19 protein-coding genes are annotated in these 22,332 nt (G+C 45.6%); 10 read left to right on the plus strand and 9 right to left on the minus strand.

The genetic code is table 11. From position 1 onward, the window contains the following. Window positions 1-26 precede the first annotated feature (26 nt). From L4D12_RS01010 to L4D12_RS01025, 4 genes are all read right to left on the minus strand, one after another. Complete coding sequence (locus L4D12_RS01010; protein WP_428445950.1) at window positions 27-995, minus strand: ADP-ribosylglycohydrolase family protein; 969 nt, start codon at window positions 993-995, stop codon at window positions 27-29. A 115-nt stretch (window positions 996-1,110) separates the two neighbouring features. Then, a complete protein-coding gene (locus L4D12_RS01015) occupies window positions 1,111-1,698 on the minus strand; it encodes an acetate uptake transporter (RefSeq protein ID WP_428445951.1) in 588 nt (195 codons plus the stop codon). A gap of 435 nt (window positions 1,699-2,133) precedes the next feature. Next, window positions 2,134-3,363 carry a hypothetical protein gene (locus tag L4D12_RS01020; protein WP_428445952.1) on the minus strand — a complete coding sequence of 410 codons (1,230 nt, stop codon included), beginning with the start codon at window positions 3,361-3,363 and terminating at the stop codon, window positions 2,134-2,136. Window positions 3,364-3,585: 222 nt separating this feature from the next. Next, window positions 3,586-4,785, minus strand: coding sequence for an iron-containing alcohol dehydrogenase (locus L4D12_RS01025; RefSeq protein WP_428445953.1), 1,200 nt, complete (start codon window positions 4,783-4,785; stop codon window positions 3,586-3,588). 269 nt (window positions 4,786-5,054) lie between these two features. Here L4D12_RS01025 and L4D12_RS01030 point away from each other — a divergent pair, with 269 nt between their 5' ends. The 4 genes from L4D12_RS01030 (at window position 5,055) to L4D12_RS01045 (ending at window position 9,458) form a co-directional block, all read left to right on the plus strand. Next, window positions 5,055-5,318, plus strand: coding sequence for a GrxA family glutaredoxin (locus L4D12_RS01030; RefSeq protein ID WP_428445954.1), 264 nt, complete (start codon window positions 5,055-5,057; stop codon window positions 5,316-5,318). A 192-nt stretch (window positions 5,319-5,510) separates the two neighbouring features. After that, window positions 5,511-7,193 carry an aspartate:alanine antiporter gene (locus tag L4D12_RS01035; protein ID WP_428445955.1) on the plus strand — a complete coding sequence of 561 codons (1,683 nt, stop codon included), beginning with the start codon at window positions 5,511-5,513 and terminating at the stop codon, window positions 7,191-7,193. 247 nt (window positions 7,194-7,440) lie between these two features. Further along, the gene (locus L4D12_RS01040; protein ID WP_428445956.1) at window positions 7,441-8,115 is read left to right on the plus strand and encodes a response regulator; all 675 of its coding nucleotides are present in this window, start codon (window positions 7,441-7,443) and stop codon (window positions 8,113-8,115) included. Continuing rightward, window positions 8,115-9,458 carry an ATP-binding protein gene (locus L4D12_RS01045; RefSeq protein WP_428445957.1) on the plus strand — a complete coding sequence of 448 codons (1,344 nt, stop codon included), beginning with the start codon at window positions 8,115-8,117 and terminating at the stop codon, window positions 9,456-9,458. Before L4D12_RS01040 ends, L4D12_RS01045 begins: the two co-directional genes overlap by 1 nt. A 127-nt stretch (window positions 9,459-9,585) precedes the next feature. Here the strand turns inward: L4D12_RS01045 and fabV are convergent, their stop codons facing one another. The 3 genes from fabV to psrA all read right to left on the minus strand — a co-directional run bounded on the left by fabV (window position 9,586) and on the right by psrA (window position 13,983). Further along, window positions 9,586-10,788: an enoyl-ACP reductase FabV gene (fabV, locus tag L4D12_RS01050; protein ID WP_428445958.1), complete on the minus strand. Its 1,203-nt coding sequence runs from the start codon at window positions 10,786-10,788 to the stop codon at window positions 9,586-9,588. A 188-nt stretch (window positions 10,789-10,976) separates the two neighbouring features. Continuing rightward, complete coding sequence (locus L4D12_RS01055; RefSeq protein ID WP_428445959.1) at window positions 10,977-13,253, minus strand: acyl-CoA dehydrogenase; 2,277 nt, start codon at window positions 13,251-13,253, stop codon at window positions 10,977-10,979. 70 nt (window positions 13,254-13,323) lie between these two features. Continuing rightward, window positions 13,324-13,983, minus strand: coding sequence for a TetR family transcriptional repressor PsrA (gene psrA, locus L4D12_RS01060; RefSeq protein ID WP_428445960.1), 660 nt, complete (start codon window positions 13,981-13,983; stop codon window positions 13,324-13,326). Window positions 13,984-15,013: 1,030 nt separating this feature from the next. On the opposite strand from psrA, the gene L4D12_RS01065 reads away from it, so the two are divergent. Next, complete coding sequence (locus tag L4D12_RS01065; RefSeq protein ID WP_428445961.1) at window positions 15,014-15,496, plus strand: DUF3859 domain-containing protein; 483 nt, start codon at window positions 15,014-15,016, stop codon at window positions 15,494-15,496. 363 nt (window positions 15,497-15,859) lie between these two features. On the opposite strand, the gene L4D12_RS01070 is transcribed toward L4D12_RS01065, so the two are convergent. Beyond that, the gene (locus L4D12_RS01070; RefSeq protein WP_428445962.1) at window positions 15,860-16,702 is read right to left on the minus strand and encodes an NAD-dependent epimerase/dehydratase family protein; all 843 of its coding nucleotides are present in this window, start codon (window positions 16,700-16,702) and stop codon (window positions 15,860-15,862) included. A gap of 327 nt (window positions 16,703-17,029) precedes the next feature. Here L4D12_RS01070 and L4D12_RS01075 point away from each other — a divergent pair, with 327 nt between their 5' ends. Both L4D12_RS01075 and pyk read left to right on the plus strand, forming a co-directional pair. Continuing rightward, window positions 17,030-17,884, plus strand: a complete 855-nt coding sequence (locus L4D12_RS01075; RefSeq protein ID WP_428445963.1) for a MurR/RpiR family transcriptional regulator — start codon at window positions 17,030-17,032, stop codon at window positions 17,882-17,884. A gap of 331 nt (window positions 17,885-18,215) precedes the next feature. After that, window positions 18,216-19,661 carry a pyruvate kinase gene (gene pyk / locus L4D12_RS01080; protein WP_428445964.1) on the plus strand — a complete coding sequence of 482 codons (1,446 nt, stop codon included), beginning with the start codon at window positions 18,216-18,218 and terminating at the stop codon, window positions 19,659-19,661. Between the two features lie 64 nt (window positions 19,662-19,725). On the opposite strand, the gene L4D12_RS01085 is transcribed toward pyk, so the two are convergent. Beyond that, a complete protein-coding gene (locus tag L4D12_RS01085) occupies window positions 19,726-20,187 on the minus strand; it encodes an outer membrane lipoprotein (RefSeq protein WP_428446129.1) in 462 nt (153 codons plus the stop codon). A 72-nt stretch (window positions 20,188-20,259) separates the two neighbouring features. Between L4D12_RS01085 and aat the strand changes: the two genes are divergently transcribed. The 3 genes from aat (at window position 20,260) to infA (ending at window position 22,081) form a co-directional block, all read left to right on the plus strand. After that, window positions 20,260-20,973, plus strand: coding sequence for a leucyl/phenylalanyl-tRNA--protein transferase (aat, locus tag L4D12_RS01090; RefSeq protein ID WP_428445965.1), 714 nt, complete (start codon window positions 20,260-20,262; stop codon window positions 20,971-20,973). Next, window positions 20,970-21,677, plus strand: a complete 708-nt coding sequence (locus L4D12_RS01095; protein WP_428445966.1) for an arginyltransferase — start codon at window positions 20,970-20,972, stop codon at window positions 21,675-21,677. The genes aat and L4D12_RS01095 overlap by 4 nt, the downstream gene beginning before the upstream one ends. Before the next feature lie 185 nt (window positions 21,678-21,862). After that, entirely contained in the window at window positions 21,863-22,081 is a 219-nt protein-coding gene (gene infA, locus L4D12_RS01100; protein ID WP_005298441.1) for a translation initiation factor IF-1, read from the plus strand. The last annotated feature ends 251 nt before the right edge of the window (window positions 22,082-22,332 follow it).

A 22,332-nucleotide genomic window follows, 5' to 3' on the forward strand; every position in this document is an offset into this window, starting at 1 on the left:
ATGCCTGTCACACAGAACTCGCTGGGTTAAAAAGCACCACCCGCATTATGCAGTAGCTGCTCTATATCTTCAGCTAACGCTTCTGCGCACTGTAACGTGGTAAGCCATGAAATCGGAATGCCTTGTTGATCCCCAAACCCATAACAAGCCCCGGCTAATGCCCCCACAATGATCCCTCGCCCGCAGCTATCGCCACCTACTAGGATATTTTTCAACACCGCATCAGTATAACTACTACTGTTTTCCAGAATCCAAGCCGCCATCGGTAAACTGTCACCAAGATGACAAGCGGGATTAACTATCGTTAGTACATGGTCAATATCGTTTACCTCTCCACTTAACGACCTCACCTGCTCTATTTTCTCCTGAATCGGCCCAGGGCTCTTCACCTTCAGAATATTTAGCACGGGTTCCATTCGCCGTGAGCGTAATGCCTCATTAAGCGCACAAGCAAATGCCTTCGCACAGGCCAAGGCGGTATTATTCTGATGGGTGATCCCCACTACCCGCTCAATTTCCTGTTCCAACGCTTCAGAGCTCATCTTCATCGCAACCAAAGCAGGTATCGCGCACAAGGCCGGATTTTGGTCATCATCACTGCCGGAATCGTCCGGCCAATCTTCAGACTCTATCGAGAATAGGGTTAACAATAAGGCTTTGGTTGGACTATCCACATAACCGATAAACTCACCACCAGGGCCAAAATAATCAAGAATCTCCTGTTGTAAGCAACGCGTCTCAAGCTTCGGCTGACTTAGCAGTCGAATATAAAGTGCCAGCCATTCACCATAAATAGTGAGTTCACCAGCGGTAAGCTTGTCGTGTGCATAATACCCATCCACCCCATCATAATGTCGGGCATCAGGTTCAATAAAGGGAAAGTGCGGCAGCGAGTGCAATGATTTAATTCGCTCCGGAGAGTAGATCCAATGCGTCCCCATGCCAGCAGCGTCTGCGACCAGCGCCCCCATTAATGCAGCATAACGTTGTGCCATAACCCTCATCCTCACGTACCAACAGTACAATGAAATAAGCTTATACCGACCACTGAATGACAGGCATAAAAAAACCCGCCAAATGGCGGGTTTCTTAAATACAGAATAAGCGCTATTAAGCAGCAGCTTTTAGTACTTTATCTTTTTTTAGCTCACCAACAGGCAGGATAGTACGGCCATACTCATTGTTCAGAACCTGTGCCATTGCAAAGTAGATAGCACTTGCACCACAGATAATGCCTTCGAAACCAGCGATAGTGCCGATTAGCGCGCTGCCAGTGAAATCACGTGCTGCAAGTAGGAAGAACAATACAGTTAATGAACCGAATACGAACTGCTTCGCACGTGGGTAGCATAGAGAACCGATGAACATGAAGCCAGTGAAAATGCCCCAAAGCAGCAAGTACCAACCCATGAAGCCAGCAGGGCTAGCAGGTAGACCCATGTAAGGCATAACTAGAATACCTACCAATGACAACCAGAATAGGCCGTAAGACGTAAATGCTGTAGTACCAAACGTATCACCACGCTTGAAACACATCATGCCTACGAGAACCTGGCTTAGGCCACCATAAAAAATACCCATCGCTAGGATCATCGAATCAATAGGGAAAAAACCCGCATTGTGGATGTTTAAAAGGATGGTAGTCATACCAAAACCCATAAGACCTAGTGGTGCTGGGTTAGCTAGTTTCGTTGACATTGAGTTCCCCTACAGGAGTCTTTCAAAAAAAATGATAAATATTAAAAATTGGGTGCATTACGAATGCGCGGCGAATTCTAATGGACGATGAGGGCCAAATCAAGCCAAAAACAGCATGAAACTTAGCCAAACTCAAAAAAAGATGTCGTTTCTCACTATACTGTAAAGTTCTTTACCGACAAAAATCACAAGCAAGTGTTACCAAGTATAACGAGCGGCATTTGATAAACGTCGACAAAGAAAAATAATCACCAATAAATCAACAAGATAAAACCATTCCATATAAGCAACAATTCAACAACTTGTCACAACCTCACTTATTTGAGCATAAAATACAAAAAAGAGTGTGACTGCCTCTAATACAACAAAAAAAGCAGCTAGAAAGCTGCTTTTTTTGTTCTTTAACGTGAAAAGTGTGCCATTAGCCAAATTTATCTACGGGGTGGTTTGACCGTCATCCTTGTGCTCACTAACCTTCACTGATACCGCTTTCGAATCAACGTCCTGATGGGTCAGGCTCTCTGCGGGCAATTGCTTATTCTTCTCTGTGTTCGTGGCCGTGACTACCGATGAAAGCTGCGATTGCAATAGCGCTATTCTGTCATTTTGCTGACGAATCAATGCATGCAGTGCCTCAAGCTGTTTCGCTGACGTATCGGTTTTACGCAATGCCGTCGCAATATCATAATCTTGTCGAATTTTCACTGCATCAGTACGGATCTGCAGTGCCTGATCCTCAAGTGGAATATTACGTAAATCGCTATCATTTAATGCCAGTGATATATTTAACATCTTTGCTTCTAATGCCAGTAGGTATGCTTCGTACTCATCACGGCTCCGATCACGCAGATACTGCACCCCTTTCGCAATATGCTCGGCATGAGCGAGCTCAAATTTGATCACTGCAACGAATTTATTAATGCTCTCAAACGCCCGGGGGGACTTATCGATCAAATCTTTTGCGGCACTGATCTCAGCTTCAACTTTGGCATAACTAAGCGGCGCATAATACCGTACATCATTACGCCGTAATTGGCTCAATGCCTCTTCTTGTGGCGTAATATAAATACGCTTAATCACACGCACCTCAAGACTGTGGGCGCGCGAAAGAAACTCCTCTTGCTCTTCTTTCGCATCGCTGACATCACCTTGAGCAACCAGCCCGAACAACTTGGTATAAAACCGGGTTAACCGTACAAATTCACTACGGTAATGGTCATTCGCATTGATTGACTGCAGATATTCCATTTGAGTGATTGCCGGCGCCAGTGCTTCATCAGCAACCCGCTTTAAGTATTCCAACTCTTTATAATTATTTTCAACAATAACCATTTCCGCATGAAAGCGATCCAGATATGTACCGGATGTAAACAGAGAATAGCTCTGATTAACCGTTTCCGGAGAGGCTTGAATTTCTTTATATAAGCTGTCAGCTCGTAGCCAACTCTCCATCATCAAGATGAATTTATCAGGAGAATAAATTCGCAATGCCTCTGCATGAATGAGCTTCTCTCTCCAGAGGCGATGGGTCTTCTGGGTGGCCTGCAACACGTTTTCAGTTGTTACTTCACTGACTGTGTCACTCTGGCTATTCGGGGTGCTTCCACACCCACTGAGCAAAACTACTAGGACGCAGAGTCCAGCAGCTCTCCCATAATATTTCATACACGTATTCCGATTAGTCTACCGAGTCAAATAACGCACTACACAGCTTGGTATTTTTTTGTGATAACTTCCACATTGTATATGACTCATCGTGCCATAAAAAGTTCATAGTGAGTGTCTAACCTCACTGGCACAGCATTTTATGACGTTATACCCAAGGTAGCTTAGGTATAAGACTTTTCGACAACATCGAAATACGCTTACCCCATTCATTATGCCTAGTTAGCTTTGCTCACTATACTGCTCGAATGCCTGTAAATCACTGCTATCACAATGTTCACACATCTGACTAAGAATACTAAGCAGACGACCTTTATTAAGTGGTAAAGGGTTGCCTTTAATTGCATTCGATAGCATGGCATCTTCGGCAACTTCATCAAAGATAACATTGCACAATCCGTATTCCGTGACCGCGGGTAAATTAAGCCGACTTAAGGTTCGTTTTGTCCAGAGGATGCCATCGATGATCTCTGCATTCATTCGACCCGTTAAAATACAAGCCAACTGACGATAGCGGTTTAACACATCAGCTCGACCCGCTTCACGCGCTGCCAGTACATTTTCTTGCATGACATAGGGCGCTAGCTGGGCCGTTATCAACCCGTGCGGAGCATCAAGCCGGCCACCCAGTGACGACGCCAAACCATGCGCAGCCCCGAGTTTTGCGTTAGCAAGTGCCATCCCCCCTAATAAGGCCGCAAATGACATATCTGATCGCGCGCGCGGATCATCATCTTCGCAAGCGGCAATAATTGCCCCGGACAACCGGCGTAATCCTTCTTCACAGACCATATCCGTTAACGGATTAGGCTCACCACAGACATACGATTCCATCAAGTGAGTAAAGGCATCCATCCCACAGCAACCTGACATCACAGGATCCATGCCATAAGTCAGCGTCGGATCAATAATGGCTAAATCAGGTAGCATATCCGGGCTTCTCAAACTGACTTTGACATTCTCCTGAGCTGATCGGAGTACCGCATTCTTACTCACTTCAGATCCTGTACCCGCCGTTGTCGGTACCGCAATAAACGGAATAGGTTTGGCCTGCAACGGTACATTGCGGCCAACAATCTCGATATAGTCATAGACACTGCCCTGATTCGGGATCAAAGCGGCTAGCGCCTTTCCTGCATCAAGCACACTTCCTCCGCCAATGGCCAGTACCATATCCGGACGAAACTTACGCCCCATTGCTGCCATTTCCTCAATCATCGCAATGACCGGCTCACCATGGACAGCAACATGCTGATAACGCATCCCTTGCTGCTTAAAATAGCTGATCAGCGGCTCAGCCCGCTGACTATCTCGCCCAGAAACCAGTAATACGCTATAACCAAACTGATTGAGAGACGACAACGAATTGGATAGCGCCCCTTCACCGAATATTATTCGTGACGAGGTCATAAACTGAAACATAGGCACTCCATTGGACAACATTATTAAAAACAATTATTAACGAGTTTGCCTTGTTAACGATTCCTGTTTTTGATTCTGAACAATATTTATCCAGTGAGACTTTAGCCATCACTCAGAATCCGTTCATAATCACACTTCCTATTTTGATTTAACGCAGCGTAATTATTTCAGTCCAATCGATTTTTTCTATTGCATCAAGCGATAAAACCCTCTTTCTCATCGTTACGAGTCACGTTATAGTAACGGCATCAACTTTAAGGAGAGAAATCATGTTTGTCGTTATTTTCGGTCGCCCTGGCTGCCCATTCTGTGTACGAGCTAAAGATCTAGCAGAAAAACTAAAAGAAGAACGTGACGATTTTAACTACCGTTATGTTGATATCCACGCAGAAGGCATCAGCAAAGCCGACCTTGAAAAGACCGTTGGCAAACCAGTGGAAACCGTGCCACAAATCTTCGTTGATCAAGAGCATATTGGCGGCTGCACTGACTTCGAAGCCTACGCCAAAGAAAACCTTGGGCTTTTCCAATAATTGCTATAAGCAATAACAGATTACTAAAAAGGCTGAAGCATCAGCCTTTTTTCATGCCTGTCATTAGAAAAAGCATCATAACCGAATAGATATTTTTGCCCTAAAACTCTCTATTTCCAGTAGGTTCTGCTGACGAAATCAGCTAGAATCGCAGCCACTTTATTGCTGTCACCTCTCCCCGGAAAAAATGTTGTGAATATCGATGTCGCCGACCTCCTTCATCAGAATGATATTCTGTTGCTCTTTGTTGTCCTTGCTGTTGGTTTAACGGCCGGAAAAATCCGCGTCGCCAATATGCAGTTGGGTAACTCCATCGGTGTGCTTATCACCGCTCTCTTGTTTGGTAATGCGGGTTTTACCTTTGATGCCGAAGCATTAAATATCGGCTTTATGCTGTTTATTTTCTGTGTCGGTATTGAGGCAGGCCCTAATTTTTTCGGAATATTTTTCCGTGATGGTAAGCATTACCTCATCCTTGCGCTTGTGGTGGTACTTTCAGCAGTTACCATTACTGTCATCATGAGTAAATATCTCGGGATAGGGCTTGGCCTCGCGACAGGTTTAATGGCCGGTTCATTGACCGCCACCCCCGTTTTAGTAGGGGCAAAAGATGCCTTACTAAGTGGTCTTACTGATATTTCAGACCCCACCACTATTCAACAACTGGTTGATAGTTTGAGCGTAGGCTATGCAATGTCATACCTTATTGGTCTAGTCAGCGTGATCATGCTTGCCCGACTGATGCCGATGCTACAAAAGCAGAATCTGGCGGAATCTTCCCAGCAAATCGCCCGTGAACGCGGGATTGGTGAAAGCGCACAACGTAAAGTCTATCTGCCGATTATTCGAGCCTATCGTGTTGGCCCGGAGCTGATCAACTGGATTGATGGGCGCAACCTGCGTGAATTGGGTATCTATCGTCAAACAGGCTGCTACATTGAGCGTATTCGTCGTAACGGTATTTTGGCCAACCCCGACGGTGATGCCATCTTGCAAGAAGGGGATGAAATTGCGCTGGTAGGCTATCCTGACAGCCATGCACGACTGGATCCTAGCTTCCGCAACGGCAAGGAAGTATTTGACCGTGATTTACTCGACTTGCGCATCATTGAAGAAGAGATTGTGGTTAAAAATGACAATATTGCGGGAAAGCGTCTGTCTGAGTTGAACCTGTCAGAATACGGCTGTTTCTTAAACCGCGTTGTGCGAGCACAGATTGAAATGCCGATGGACCACAATATCATGCTCAGCAAAGGTGATATCCTTCAGGTCAGTGGTGAAAAAAGCCGTGTACATGGCCTTGCCGAGCGCATTGGTTTCATCTCTGTACACAGTCAGATCGCCGATCTGCTTGCCTTTTGCTGCTTCTTCATTTTGGGTTTATTGGTCGGTAGCGTCACCATGACATTTGGCCACATCTCCTTTGGTCTGGGGAGCGCGGCTGGCCTGTTGGTAGCGGGAATCACGTTAGGTTTCTTACGAGCCAACCACCCAACATTTGGTTATGTGCCACAGGGTGCGCTCAATATGACTAAAGATCTCGGCCTGATGGTATTTATGGTCGGGATAGGCCTGAGTGCGGGCTCAAACCTGTTTGACTCTCTGGCACAAGTAGGCCTGACCGTTTTTGTTGTCAGCCTGATGGTCAGCGTGATCCCTGTCGTACTGGCTTACCTGTTTGGTGCTTACGTGCTTAACATGAACCGTGCGCTATTGTTTGGAGCCATTATCGGCGCCCGTACCTGTGCCCCTGCAATGGATATGATTAACGAGCACGCTCGCAGCACCATCCCAGCGCTCGGCTATGCCGGTACCTACGCCATAGCGAACGTCCTGCTCACCATTGCCGGTACGCTATTTGTGATCCTAAACTAGCACCACTGCTAGAGATAAAAATAACTGCCCTTTGATAACACTATCAAGGGGCATTTTTTTGCGTGGAATAGTGACTGAGTCAGCCCAGATTCAGTCCCTCTCGACTAAGCTATAGAAAGTTAAAATCAATAAGATAGCCCCATCCAGCCTCAATCTGCGTGGGTCTACAAATCCCCACGAATTATTCGCCACTCTCACAACTATTCAGTATATTGAGTCGCAATATAACAACATTGGTAATCAAACTATGCGTATCCTTATTGTTGAAGATGATCCGATCCTTAGTCACCATCTGAAATCTCAGCTCAGTGACATGGGGCACCAAGTACAGTGTGCTGGCACAGCAGAAGAAGGGCTGTTCTTTGCGCAGGATTATCCCAACGACGTTGCCATTGTTGATATTGGCCTGCCAGATCGTGACGGCATCAGCCTGATCAAAGACATGCGTGATAAAGGATTGCGCTTACCGATCCTTATTCTGACCGCTCGTTCAAACTGGCAGGACAAGGTCACAGGTCTGGAAGCCGGGGCTGACGACTACCTGGTTAAACCGTTCCAGAAAGAAGAAATGGTTGCCCGCCTGAGTGCATTGGTTCGTCGCAGTGCAGGGTTCGTAAAACCTGAAATGACCGCCGGTGATATCCGTGTCGACTTGCTTGCCAAGCAAGTCTTTATTCATGAAAACTTGATTGAACTGACTGCATTTGAATATGATTTACTTGAATATTTGATGCGCCACAGCCGTCAAGTGGTCTCCAAGCAGCGCCTACTGGATGTATTGTATGAAGATCAGGAAGGCGATCCGAACACGATTGAAGTCATGATCAGTCGCCTGCGCAAAAAATTGACCAGTAATGGCCAAGAGAACCCGATCTCCACCATCCGTGGCCAAGGGTATATTTTCGAACTGCAAGCGCAATAATGAAAGGGATCATTCAACCCCGGCTAAGACGCCGGGTACTCGTCACCTCCGTCGCGATCATTGTGCTGATCACCTCGGCGCTGGCGGGTGTGATCAACCAGCTTTATAGCCAGAGTTACATGGCCGCTTATGCCTCTGATCTGGTTGCGCAGATGCCCATCGTGGTTGCCCAGCTCAACCGCGCCGGGCTGATCAAAGATGTTGATAAATGGCTTGATTCTGTTGACTCAACAAATACCGATTATATGTCGGTGGTCTGTAATCAAATGGATCATACTATCTGGTTGTCTGACGAGGCAAAATCAGCCAATCTGGGTGGGATCTGCAAAGAATTACCTGACAGTATTCCAGTACCAACACTGATTAATACCCTCGCAGGCGAAAGCTATATTGCCTATAACATGAACCGCGAACGCGAAGGTGGGAATGTCTATCAGCTCGTCGTACTCCACTCTGGCGACGGCTACATTGCATCGCTTAAACAATTACATAAACGAACCACTTTCTACCTCGGGTTATTCGTCTTAATTGCGATCGCTTTCCTGATCGCCGCATTCCACTGGAGCTTCCAGCCACTGCGTAAACTGGCGGCACAGCTCGATCAAATGACGGAGGCGAAACGAGATAAACTCGATGATAACTTCCCAATGGAGTTGCAAGATATCACGCTCGCACTCAACCGCCTGATTGAAATTAGCAATGCTCAAAAAGGCCGTTATCGCCATGCAATGGACGATCTGGCCCATAGTTTGAAAACCCGATTAGCCGCCACCAACGCCTTGCTGGATGATAGCGAGATCCCACGCCTCGACTTAAATCAGCGAGTCATGGAGCAAATCAGCCAGATGGATGAGCTCGTCCAATATCAGCTCAAGCGCGCTATGATGGGCCAGCAAGGGCTACAGAAAGACAAAACTGAAATTCAACCTGTGATTGAGAGCTTTGCTCGTCTTCTTAGTAAGGTGTATGCAGATAAAAATGCAAAATTAAGTTACTTTCTGGATGATGGCCTCACCCTGCCGATCAACCGCAATGACTTAATGGAGTTGCTGGGCAATTTGCTAGAAAATGCCTACCGTTTCTGTATCAGCGAAGTGCAAATACATGTTAATGAAACGGATGATCGTTTTATTATCCGTATCGAAGACGATGGGCCGGGCGTTGCTGAACCCATGCGTGACGCGATTTTTCAACGGGGCGTCAGGGCGGATCAGCTCAATCCTGGGCAAGGAATTGGTTTATCAGTTTGCCACGAAATTGTATTGAGCTATAACGGTACGATACACGTCGAAGATGCGGCAATTGAAGGGGCTGCGTTTGTGATTGAACTGCCTAAATACTGATCATTAAACTGAACAAATAAGTGGCCAGAGAGTTATACGAGAATGAGCAAAAATTGATTTAAAAGGGCAATAAAAAACGAGAGCCATTGGCTCTCGTTTTTGTTTTTAATCATGCTGTAATGCAAAATCAGATGTTTTCAACATCAAATTCAACCACAGGGTTAACATCTGCATCATAGTCAACAGAGTCAATACCGAAGCCAAATAGCTTCAGGAACTCATCTTTATACTGCTGATAGTCAGCCACGTCGAACAGATTTTCGTTAGTCACTGTCGACCAAAGATCACGACAATGCTTCTGAATATCTTCACGCAACTCCCAGTCATCAAGACGTAGGCGATTTTCACTGTCGACTTCAGCCACGCTGCCATCTGTTTTATACAGACACTGAGCAAACATGCGCTGGATCTGCTCGATACAGCCTTCATGTACGCCTTCTTCACGCATTTTCTTGAACACCATCGCGATGTACAAAGGCATAACTGGAATTGCAGAGCTTGCCTGAGTCACGACACTCTTCAAAACCGCAACGTTCGCAGAACCACCGGTTGCTGATAGCTTTGCGTTTAGCTCATTGGCTGCACGGTCTAAATCCATTTTGGCTTTACCCAGCGCGCCATGCCAGTAGATTGGCCATGTAATTTCTGTACCAATATAGCTATAAGCAACAGTCTTACAACCGTCAGCCAAAACGCCAGCATCTGCTAGCGCATTGATCCAAAGCTCCCAGTCCTGACCACCCATTACGGTCACGGTATCTTGAACTTCTTGCTCTGTGGCAGGTTCAATGCTCGCTTCAATCAACACATCTTTGTTGGTATCAACCGCCGTTGCAGTATAGGTTTCACCCATCGGCTTAAGGGTTGAACGAATCACTTCCCCGGTCTCTGGCAACTTACGCACTGGTGACGCCAGTGAATAAACAACCATGTCAATCTGACCCAAATCTTGTTTGATCAGATCAATCACTTTTTGTTTTGCTTCGTGAGAAAAAGCATCACCATTCAAGCTTTTTGAATACAAACCTTCAGCTTTGGCTAACTTATCGAACGCCGCAGAGTTATACCAACCAGCCGTACCCGGTTTCTTTTCTGTACCTGGCTTCTCAAAAAACACACCAATGGTTGCGGCACCGCCACCAAAAGCAGCCGTGATACGAGAAGACAGGCCATAGCCACTTGATGAACCAACCACCAGCACGCGCTTTGGTGCATTGGCAATAGGGCCCTGTGCCTTAGTATAAGCAATCTGCTCTTTGACGTTCTCTTCACAACCCACTGGGTGAGTCGTCGTACAAATAAATCCACGAATTTTAGGTTTGATGATCATTTTCAACTTCCCTTACACAATTGACAGTAGGATAAAAGGTAAATGACAAATTCGCATTAAATTTATGAGCGAAAGCGCTAAATATGGCAGTGGTTGGAGGTGTCTGGCGCCGATCTGCTGAAAAAAAGTGCCACGCAATTGCGTGGCACATGGGAAACACCAGGTTTATTGTTCACCGGATTTTCATCCTAGGCCGCCTTTCCCGGTTGTAAGCCGCCTTTTTTAAAGTGAGCTGCAGCGAAGTGATCCACTTGGATCGCCTTCTGCCTTAGTTGCTCAGCATTGTGCATTTTATCAACGTCGGCTTCTGTGACGATCCCCGCACTCAGTGCTAATTGTAATTTTTCTGTTAATGGAACTTTGCGCGGGATCTCACCCGCCTTGACTGCCTGAGTCAATTTACGCTCAAGATCTTTGACCTCGTACATGGCAACAAAAGCACGCTCAATAATCCCCACCGGATCATCTTGTTTATCACCTACATAACAAAGGTGAGTCAACCGATCACGATGCGCTCCTGGTGTCATTAACAGCTCGGCGATTTTAACCGTTAGCGAGTCTTTAGGCGCTGCATAATGGATCCCCAGCGGGAACAGTAATGTACGCAATACACGACCAATACCTTTACGTGGGAAATTGTCCATCACTTCATCAAAAGCAACCCCACACTTATGCAAACAGTGCTGTACAGCATAGTGGACTAACGGCAGATCTTGCTGCTGACGCCCCTCATCCTCGTAGCGTTTCAGTACGGCAGATGCTAGGTAAAGATGACTCAGTACATCCCCTAATCGTGCCGATACCAGCTCCCGGCGTTTAAGTTCACCACCCAAGCTAAGCATGGCAAAATCAGATGCCACAGCCAGTGCTCTACTCATGCGTGACAGTTGTTTGTAGTACGTTGCAGTCTCACCACTGACAGGTGACCGGTTAAATATCGAACCACTGAATGCATTCAGTAATGATTTAGCCACGTTACCGACGGCAAAACTAATGTGCTTAGCCAGCAGCTTGTCAAACTCTTTCGCCCCCTGCTCGGTATCAGGATTGGCTGCCGATTCCATTTCATCCAATACATACGGATGACAACGGGTTGCCCCTTGGCCAAAGATCATCAAATTACGGGTCAGGATATTCGCCCCTTCAACCGTAATCGCCACCGGAATACCAAAATAGTGATGGCCAAGATAATTCATTGGACCAAGCTGGATTGCACGTCCTGCATGAATATCCATTGCATCATTAAGAATGGTACGGGCCATTTCAGTCATGTGGTATTTAGCAATAGCGGTAACAATGCCTGGGGTTTCATCCATATCGAGCGACGTGGTTGTCAATGTTCTGGCGGCTTCGAGCATATAGGTGTACCCACCGATCCGGCCCATTGCCTGTGCGACTCCTTCAAAATTACCTATCGACATCCCGAACTGCTTCCGTACATAAGCATAAGCCCCTGTCGTCCGTGCAGTTAAATGCCCTACGGCCGTACCTAGTGCAGGCAGAGAAATTCCCCGTCCTGCAGAGAGGCACTCAACCAGCATCCGCCAACCTCTTCCGACATAATCTTGGCCGCCGATCACCCAATCCATAGGAATAAAGACATCATGGCCTCGGGTGGGTCCGTTCATAAATGCCAAGTTCAATGGGTCATGCCGCTCACCAATTTCGACCCCGGGATGATCCGACGGAATCAATGCACAAGTGATCCCTAGATCTCGTGTTTCACCGATCAGACCGTCGGGATCACGCAACTTAAATGCCAGACCAAGTACCGTCGCTACCGGTGCCAGCGTAATGTAGCGCTTATTCCAGCTCAATCGGATACCCAAGACCTGCTCTCCTTGGTATTCGTCATAGCAGACAACGCCCATATCCGGGATCCCACCCGCATCAGATCCCGCTTCTGGCCCGGTAAGCGCAAAACATGGCACATCATCGCCATGTGCCAAGCGTGGTAACCAATAATCTTTTTGCGCTTGAGTGCCATAATGTGTCAGCAACTCGCCAGGCCCCAGGGAGTTAGGCACCATCACGGACACCGCGGCACTCAGGCTCTTGGTTGCAATGCGAGTTACAATGGTAGAATTAGCATGTGCCGAGAAATCCAGGCCACCATATTCCTTACCAATAATCAGAGAGAAAAATTTTTCTCGACGCAAATATTCCCACACCTCCGGCGAAAGGTCCTTATCTTCCTGAACGATCTGGTAGTCATCCAACATACCAAGCAAGGTTTCAAGCTTGGTATCAATGAATGCTTGCTCTTCCGCATTCAATTGGGGTTGAGGGTAAGTTAATAACGTATTCCAGTTCGGAGAACCACTAAACAGCTCACCGTCCCACCAGACGCTACCGGCCTCCATGGCCTCACGTTCAGTATCAGAAAGTGGCGGTAACACTTTCTTGAACATCTTAAAGGCTGGATCACTGAGATAGCGTTTTCTTAAATTTATTAACGTATTCATATTTCAGGTCCTTTGGGTTCTAATTCTCATTATTGGTTTAATTGCTGTATTACATCTGCCGTGTTCCTGTTTAGCCTTGCTGTGCCAGTAAGAACGATGGCTCTATCGGTGCAGCAACACCAGCGGCCAAATAGGGCACTAATCGTTCAATTAGGTCTTGAGTTGTAATTTTGCGAGAGAAGTCATTCTCTGCTATTTCACATAATGCTGTTGAAGAGGCCATCGTGAATACTGACGTCCCCAATGTAAAATGCAGCCGCCAAAATAATGTTTCCGGATCCAATGACGGATTGGCCCGGCACACTGCGGTCGTGAATAACGTCAGTACTGCGTCGTACCGCGTAAAAATAAACCATCGTAAATGCCCCTGAACATCGGTATAACCTCGCCCAATCAAAGACATGAAATTTTTCGCACCATGAGGTCGATATTCATTCAAGGCCAGCAACGGTGCTTTAATACATAAGAAGACATCTTCCATTGAAAAATCATCACGGGTTAACAGCACTTCAAGTTCAGACTGCAGGGCTGGCATAAACGCCTCCAGATAACGGCTCAATACCGCGCGAACTAAGGTTTTCTTGTCACCATAGTGATAATTTACCGAAGCCAGATTGACTCCCGCTTTACTGGTTATAGTCCTTAGCGAGGTATCTTTAAAACCATGCTCGGCAAACAACAGCTCAGCAGCATCGAGAATACGTGCCTTGGTTTCTCCCTTTTCAGCCATATTAAGTCATCCGTATTAAACACATGTTTAAATTTACAATTAAGTTACATATTTAACAAGAGGAAAATATAAGCAACCTTTTAAGTCACTGATTTATGGTGTATCCCTGCCAGAATGTGTGATACTGATCGTTATTTGACCGCAACTTCTGCCTTGATGTTATCTCATGCAACAACATCGAAAATGCGGAAATATAAAAATTCTGAGAAAATGAGAAAAAAGTGGGAACCAAAGATAAAAATGCTGGTCATAAGTAGTGCCACTGCTTTTTCTTAGAAGATATTCTTCGAAGCCCATCCCCTCATAGAGATGGGTTTTCTTTCATTTGGACGACGATAAAACTAAAAATTCCAAACTGACAGTAACGCTGCTCAACGAACGCAGTACGCGAGCCATGCCCTGTAGATTGCACACAGAGCAATTGCTGGAAAAATGACATCTAAAAGTCATGTTCAAGCCCCCCCTTATTTGGAATATTAAATCCATCCCTTAATCAATGAGTTACAATAAATATTAATTTTTTTACTTCTTTTTTGAACCATCTTATTTTCTCTTGGTCATATATAGTGACATTAAGATTAAAGTTTTTTCCTTGTTAGCTGGCCGCCAACACGCCTTCTACATCTTTAATCTAGCAATGCCACTGCTACTAAACTCCTTATTGTGTAAATAGAGCTTTGCCCACTGATTATTCAGTGGGTTTTTTTTGCCTGCTGTATACCCTCAGCACACATCCCCCCATACCGGTATTATCCTGCATTGAAAATAACACCCAACCCCACGTTAAACATCACATTAATATTATCTCAAACCACAAAAATAAACCGATAGAACGTGATATGACACGTAGATATACAATGTAGGGGATGAGACATAACATGATTCAATTTTTTATCTTTACCCACCTTACACGCCAATTTATTATTTGAATGGTGATCAAGCATCACTCACCGCAATGCTGTATCAGCATGACAAATAAAGTAATTTCATATGTAACGTCGTTATGCTTCCGTTAAGAGAAAGGGATTAAATGAAATTTTCAAAAATCTATATGCTTTGTATCGTTGCAGCCTTAGCGGGTTGCTCAATGACACCCAAAACTCAAATGACCCTTGTCGAAAAAGGTCCATATGTTGCCAATACTGATAGCGCGGTTGAATTAGCAGGTCTACCTGCAGATAAGCTTGCCGTCATTTCAGAGATTTCGTTTCTTGAAAATACCAATGTGATACCTGCAATCAAAGGCTCACGTTTTGGTATTAGTTACGATGTCACCGGAGAAGACACCGAGGTGATCCATAAGGTGACATTCCCTAAAATGACAGATCCTAAAACAGGTAAAGTTATTGAGTCATTTACTTATAATCAGGCCGTTACCGCTGGCAATATCTTCTTTGGCTATTACCTCTCTGAAGATTGGGAGGTTGTCCCTGGGAAATGGACATTTTCAATCATTCATGATGACGAAGTCGTTGTTGAAGAAGTATTTACACTAGAAACACCTGTTTATTAATCGAGTCCATATTCAGGTAACAAGTATATTTCAACTTGTCCTTTTAGACGGCTCTGCACAGGGCCGTTTATATTCTCCGCATTGCGTAATCTGTATACCCTATTGTCTCTTTATGCATGTTCTAGCGAAATTATAATGTCCATCAACTTAAGCATTTACCGATAAATGATCAAATTATTAGTTAAAAGTGCATGTTGAGATGAACTTTACCAAAAAGGGGGAGTCATAATTAATGTCATTCACATTAAAAGAGCGCCAACGCATAACATGTTCCGCTCCTTTAAATTGCAATGCCACTGCTGCTAAACTCCAAATTTGTATTGTTTTTATCCCGCAGAATGCTTTGCGGGATTTTTTTTATGGCTATAGTTCGGGGATCAATGGCATCAACAATGGATAGCGTAATGTCAAAGATAGCAACTGGCAGGTATATGTCGCATCGACCACTTTTGCATTACGATCTCCCGAAGAAGCAAAATGCGGAGCAGGCAGTTCAAGCAGATTCGCCATATGGCAATAATATTTCTCACGTGTAGGGTGCTCTGGTGCTGATAAATGTAAAACCGCCCCACCAGGCCAGCATGCAATAATACGACTCACGGCGGCGATACAATCGTATTGATGAATTAAATTGACCCGATCTAACCCATTTGCAATTCCTTCCCGGCCACTGAGAAACTTGACCGGATTGCGCCCTGGGCCAATCAGTCCTGCGAGTCTTAATATCACCGCATCATCCCCCCACTCCGCTTGTAATTGCTGCTCTAGCTGATAATGTGCCTTTCCTGATGCGGTATTTGGCATTGGGGTTGTCATCTCCGTCACTGTCCCTGTCACGTTACCGTATACCGCCGTAGTACTAATGAAGATAAGTCGGCGACATCCATTCTGGCGAGCTCTGCGGGCCAGTAGCATGACATTATTTATCAATGTGCTATCCGCATCTTCCTTGCGACCCGGTGGCACATTAATAACCAATACGTCCGTATCAAAGAACTGCATCAACCGCGAACCCAATGGCCCTGCGGTGAGATCGGTAGGTAGCGATAACGCAACCCCTTCGATCCCGTCTGCAAATAGTAAATTGGCCGACAAGGGGTCTTGCCGACTACCCCACACCGCCATCCCTTGTTGAGCTAAGTGAACCGCTAATGGTTTACCAAGCCAACCACAACCACAGATACTGACTTTCATACTAATAGCCATTCTTTCCCCTCACTATTACGCACCATATATATGCATAAAAACGCTTAATTTCCACATTGCTATTATTTCACCCTGTAAATTAATTCCTTACAAATGAAAATAAACAACAGAAAAAGGCAATATTGCTCTCATTACGATCATTTTTCTCAAAAAACATTTCAGTTCTGTAAGAAAAAACTCGATCTTTATCAAACTATAATAAAAAGAAAAAGTAATATTCACCGATTTGCTAGGAGCAGATCGGAGAAAAGTAGTATAGTTTCATCAAAATGACTGAATGAAATCAAGACAGTCAATAATGAAATTCAGTAACGAGCGGTAACCGCCATGAATACCCTAGAGAAAATTCAAAAAAACCTCGATAACTTCAGCAAATCAGAGCGGAAAGTGGCAGAGGTTATTTTAGCGTCACCTCAAACAGCTATCCACTCGAGCATTGCAACGTTAGCTAAAATGGCTGATGTCAGTGAGCCGACAGTTAACCGATTCTGTCGTCGTCTTGACACCAAAGGCTTTCCCGACTTTAAATTACATCTTGCCCAAAGCCTTGCTAACGGTACACCTTATGTAAACCGCAATGTAGAAGAAGATGACGGCCCTGATGCCTATACTTCGAAGATCTTTGAATCAACCATGGCCTGTCTGGATGTTGCTAAAAACAGTCTTGATCCCATGCAGGTCAATCGTGCCGTTGACCTGTTAACTCAAGCGAAGAAAATTTCTTTCTTTGGACTTGGTGCTTCTGCTTCTGTTGCTCATGATGCACAAAACAAGTTCTTCCGATTTAACATCCCTATTGTCTGCTTTGATGACATTGTGATGCAACGCATGAGTGTGATCAATTGCACCGACGGCGACGTCGTTGTCATGATTTCCCATACAGGCCGCACCAAAAGCTTAGTCGAAGTGGCTCGCATGGCGCGTGAAAATGGTGCAACAGTTATCGGGATCACAGCAAAAGATTCTCCGCTTGACCGTGAGTGCTCACTCTCTATCTGTCTCGACGTACCTGAAGACACCGATATTTACATGCCAATGGCAAGCCGTGTCGTACAGATGACAGTTATTGATGTATTAGCAACCGGTTTTACCCTTCGCCGCGGCGCTGGTTTTCGCGAAAACCTTAAGCGGGTTAAAGAATCATTGAAAGATTCTCGCTTTAGCAAAGAAGGGCTAATGTAATTCCCCAGCAGTATAAAGCACGGCCCTTACCGTGCTTTTACTATTCCACCCGATCGGCATACACCTCGTCTTCAACTACAATTTATGATACCCCCTGCCAACAGCAGTCGTAGTCAAAACCAGCGGATTATTCAGCTCAATTAAATTTCTTTATAAACTTGTAAAGATTTATTTATCGTTATGAGGTAAATTCGTTTTTTTCTTACATTTTGTTGATGAAAAACAGCTTCTTCTGGCACGCTCTTGTAGTAATATTTCACTCACATCAATGAAATTGACTGCATCATGCAATCGTTTTCATTAGCAAACAATGATACAAATGGAGTTTCCAATGTCTGAAAGGCTGAGACGTACTAAAATCGTAACCACCCTAGGTCCTGCGACTGATCGTGATAATAACTTAGAAAAAATTATTGCTGCGGGTGCCAACGTTGTTCGCATGAATTTCTCCCACGGTAGTCCAGAAGACCACATCCTCCGCACTAAAATGGTACGTGACATTGCTGCTAAACTTGGAAAACACGTTGCTATTCTTGGTGACTTGCAAGGTCCGAAAATCCGTGTATCTACCTTTAAGGACAATAAAATTCAGCTCGCTATCGGTGAAAAATTTACCCTAGATAGCGATCTGCCTAAAGGTGAAGGTAACCAGCAATCTGTTGGCCTTGACTATAAAGAGCTACCAAAAGATGTCGAAACTGGTGACATCCTGCTGCTTGATGATGGTCGCGTACAACTGCAAGTGACGGCCGTTGAAGGCAATAAAGTGCATACCGTTGTCACTGTTGGTGGCCCGTTGTCAAACAACAAAGGCATTAACAAAAAAGGTGGCGGTCTGTCTGCAGAAGCACTGACAGACAAAGATAAAGCTGACATCATTACTGCTGCTAAAATGGGTGTTGATTACCTAGCCGTTTCTTTCCCTCGTAACGGCGCAGACATGCAATATGCACGTCGTTTAGCCAAAGAAGCGGGCCTTGATGCGAAGCTGGTTGCTAAAGTAGAGCGCGCTGAAGCCGTTGCGACGACTGAAGCCATGGACGATATTATCATGGCATCCGATGTTGTAATGGTTGCGCGTGGTGACCTGGGCGTAGAAATTGGCGACCCTGAACTTGTTGGTGTTCAAAAGAAATTGATCCGTCGTGCTCGCAGCCTGAACCGTACCGTCATCACGGCTACCCAGATGATGGAAACCATGATCACCAGCCCAATGCCAACACGTGCTGAAGTCATGGACGTTGCCAACGCCGTACTTGATGGTACTGATGCGGTAATGCTCTCTGCTGAAACCGCTGCGGGTGACTACCCTGTAGAAACAGTCACAGCGATGTCGAACGTTTGTATCGGTGCAGAGAAAGAACCAAGCATTAACGTGTCTAATCACCGTTTGGCTCGCACATTTGCTACGCCGGAAGAAACCATCGCGATGTCGACTATGTACGCAGCTAACCATATGGAAGGCGTTAAAGCGATGGTAGCAATGACCGAATCTGGCCGCACACCAATGATGATGTCACGTATCTCTTCTGGTTTGCCTGTCTTTGCTATGTCCCGCAATGAAAGTACCTTAAACCGTGCGGCTCTGTACCGTGGCGTAACACCGGTATTTTTTGACCGTGACAGTGATGCTGGCCTTGAAGCGGCCAAACATGCGCTGATTGTACTTAAAGAGAATGGCTTATTGGCGACGGGTGATCTTGTGATCATTACCCAAGGCGATGTCATGGATACCGTTGGTTCAACCAATAACATGCGTATCCTGACCGTAGAATAAAATGAATCCGCGAGGATCCAAAAGAGGCGCTCTGGAGCGCCTTTTTTTGCTGTTTTTTCTTTAGTTAAGGGTAGGTCCTGTCGACCCGCACACCCTGATCAAAATACAATATTCGAACATCGTCACCCCGTTGGAAAACCATATTCGGGTCAACATCCTGTATCACATCGATCAAACGCCCATCTTCCGCCTTGATCAAGATTTCCACCAACCGATAGTGAGTAATTGTTTGCGTAGGTTGTCGTTCATGGGCAATGCCAGCTCCCGCAACAGCCCCGATAACCGTCGCGACCTCCCGCCCGGTACCGTCACCAAATTGATGACCAATCAAGCCGCCAATGACGCCGCCTAACAAGGTTTCCCAGCCATTACGCCGTGATGCAGTGACTTCCTGCTGACTAATATAATGAACACTATCAACATGTCCGAACACCACTTGATTAACGGTACGGGCTTGATTGCGATTGTAAGGCGCAGCAGAAACAGCTAAAGGTAAAATTAGCCATAACATTAGCCACTTTCTCATCATATAATCCCTCTTTCGACATGTGTATATCGCATTCTACTGCGCTTAATTTAAGCTACATTTATTATACTTATGGCAATTTATCTTCCAGAACTTGATCCGGTCAACATCGAATTTCCAACACCAGACTCCGCACTGGCAGAACCTAATGGCTTACTGGCTTTTGGCGGTGATCTGCGCCCTGAACGCCTACTCTGTGCCTATCGACAAGGCATTTTCCCGTGGTTTTCTGACAATGAGCCTCTACTCTGGTGGAGTCCAGCTCCGCGCGCTATCGTCCTGCCCATGCAATTTCGACCCAGCAAAAGCCTTCGCAAATTCTATCGCAAATCAGGTTACCAAGTGACATTGAATCATGCTTGTCATGATGTGATCCGTCTCTGTGCTGAAACCCGGGCTAACGAAGGCACTTGGATCACCTGCGATATGATACAGGCATACCAACATCTGCATCGCCTTGGTTACTGCCATTCGGTTGAAGTCTGGGATCATAAAACACTGATTGGCGGGCTGTATGGCATCTCGGTTGGCGGAGTATTCTGTGGGGAATCCATGTTTTCACTAGCGGATAACGCTTCAAAAATTGCGTTTTGGTTTTTCTGCGATCACTTTGCCCACCATGGCGGCCAATTGATTGACTGCCAGGTTATGAATGACCATCTGGCATCTCTGGGTGCGGTGGAAATCGAGCGAGAATTATTTACTCAGTGTCTCCAACAGCAAAGAGATGCCATACTAAAAACTGAGTGCTACCAACCACAGGAGCTAACCCTCTCACTATCATGACCAGTTTTAACAAATTATCCCTGCGCATTGGGCTGACACCTGAATCCAAATGCAACTACTTACCAGATAGCACCGAGCAGCTTGGTGTAGTGATGGATCACCATTGGCTGACACCCATCGGCTACGGTGCCTTACTGGCGGCTGGGTATCGGCGTAGTGGCAGCGCTGTCTACAAGCCCATGTGTCCAAGTTGCACCGCTTGTACACCACTGCGGATTGATTGTCTGGCATTTTCTCCCTCTAAAAGCCAAAAGCGCCAACTCAATCAGATGGCCGCTCTTCGCTGGGAGTTCAAAGCGGAACTGGATAACGATTGGTTTGTGTTATACGAACGTTATATTCGCCAGCGGCATGCAAGCGGTTCAATGTTTCCGCCCAACAAAGCGCAATTTTTTGAATTTTGTACCGCACCCTGGATAGATACCCTATTCCTACATGTATACCAACAAGACAAGCTCATCGCTATCGCGGTAACAGACGTATTCAATGATGCCTTAAGTGCGGTTTACAGTTTCTTTGACCCGGACTCAACGCTGTCTCTCGGAACACTGTGCGTGCTTTACCAAATCCAGCACTGCCAGCAAACAGGCCGTCATTGGCTCTATCCCGGTTATCAGATCAACGATTGCCCAGCAATGAACTATAAAATACGTTTTAAGCCTCACCAAATAATGCAAAACAAGGGTTGGGAACCACACTCTTAACGCGACATAGCAATAATTTCTACCGTGAACCCATTGCAAATAAGATAAAATACGTTTTAATGCACCACAGTAGCTGACAAAAACTCGCAGCAAGGGTAAAATTGCGGCCTTATCTTTACACTTAGACAGATTCAAGGCATTATCCAGCCCGATCAGAAGAATGGCTGGTAGCCTAAGAGGATTCAATGGCAAAAGAAGACGTAATTGAAATGCAAGGTACTGTACTTGATACACTACCTAACACAATGTTCCGCGTAGAGCTAGAAAACGGTCACGTTGTTACCGCTCACATCTCTGGTAAAATGCGTAAAAACTACATCCGTATTCTTACTGGTGACAAGGTAACTGTGGAATTGACTCCATACGACCTAACCAAAGGCCGCATCGTCTTCCGCGCTCGTTAATCTTACATCAAGATTACAGAATACAAATAAAACCCGGCCCAGTGCCGGGTTTTATTTTTCAAAATTCCCTTCCAACCGCCGTCTTGTTTCTCCCCCTCGTTTAATAAAATTCACTTATCATAATGAGCAGATTATTTTATTTGCCTCAAAGGGTATTCGGTTGTCTAATCGCACAGCACCCAGCAGCCGTTACCAATCAACGCACCGAGGTGTAGACGGGTTCAATCATGAACCTCATCTTTCTTTCATGC

Source organism: Photobacterium nomapromontoriensis, from assembly GCF_050336815.1.
GTDB classification, from domain to species: Bacteria; Pseudomonadota; Gammaproteobacteria; order Enterobacterales; family Vibrionaceae; genus Photobacterium; species Photobacterium nomapromontoriensis.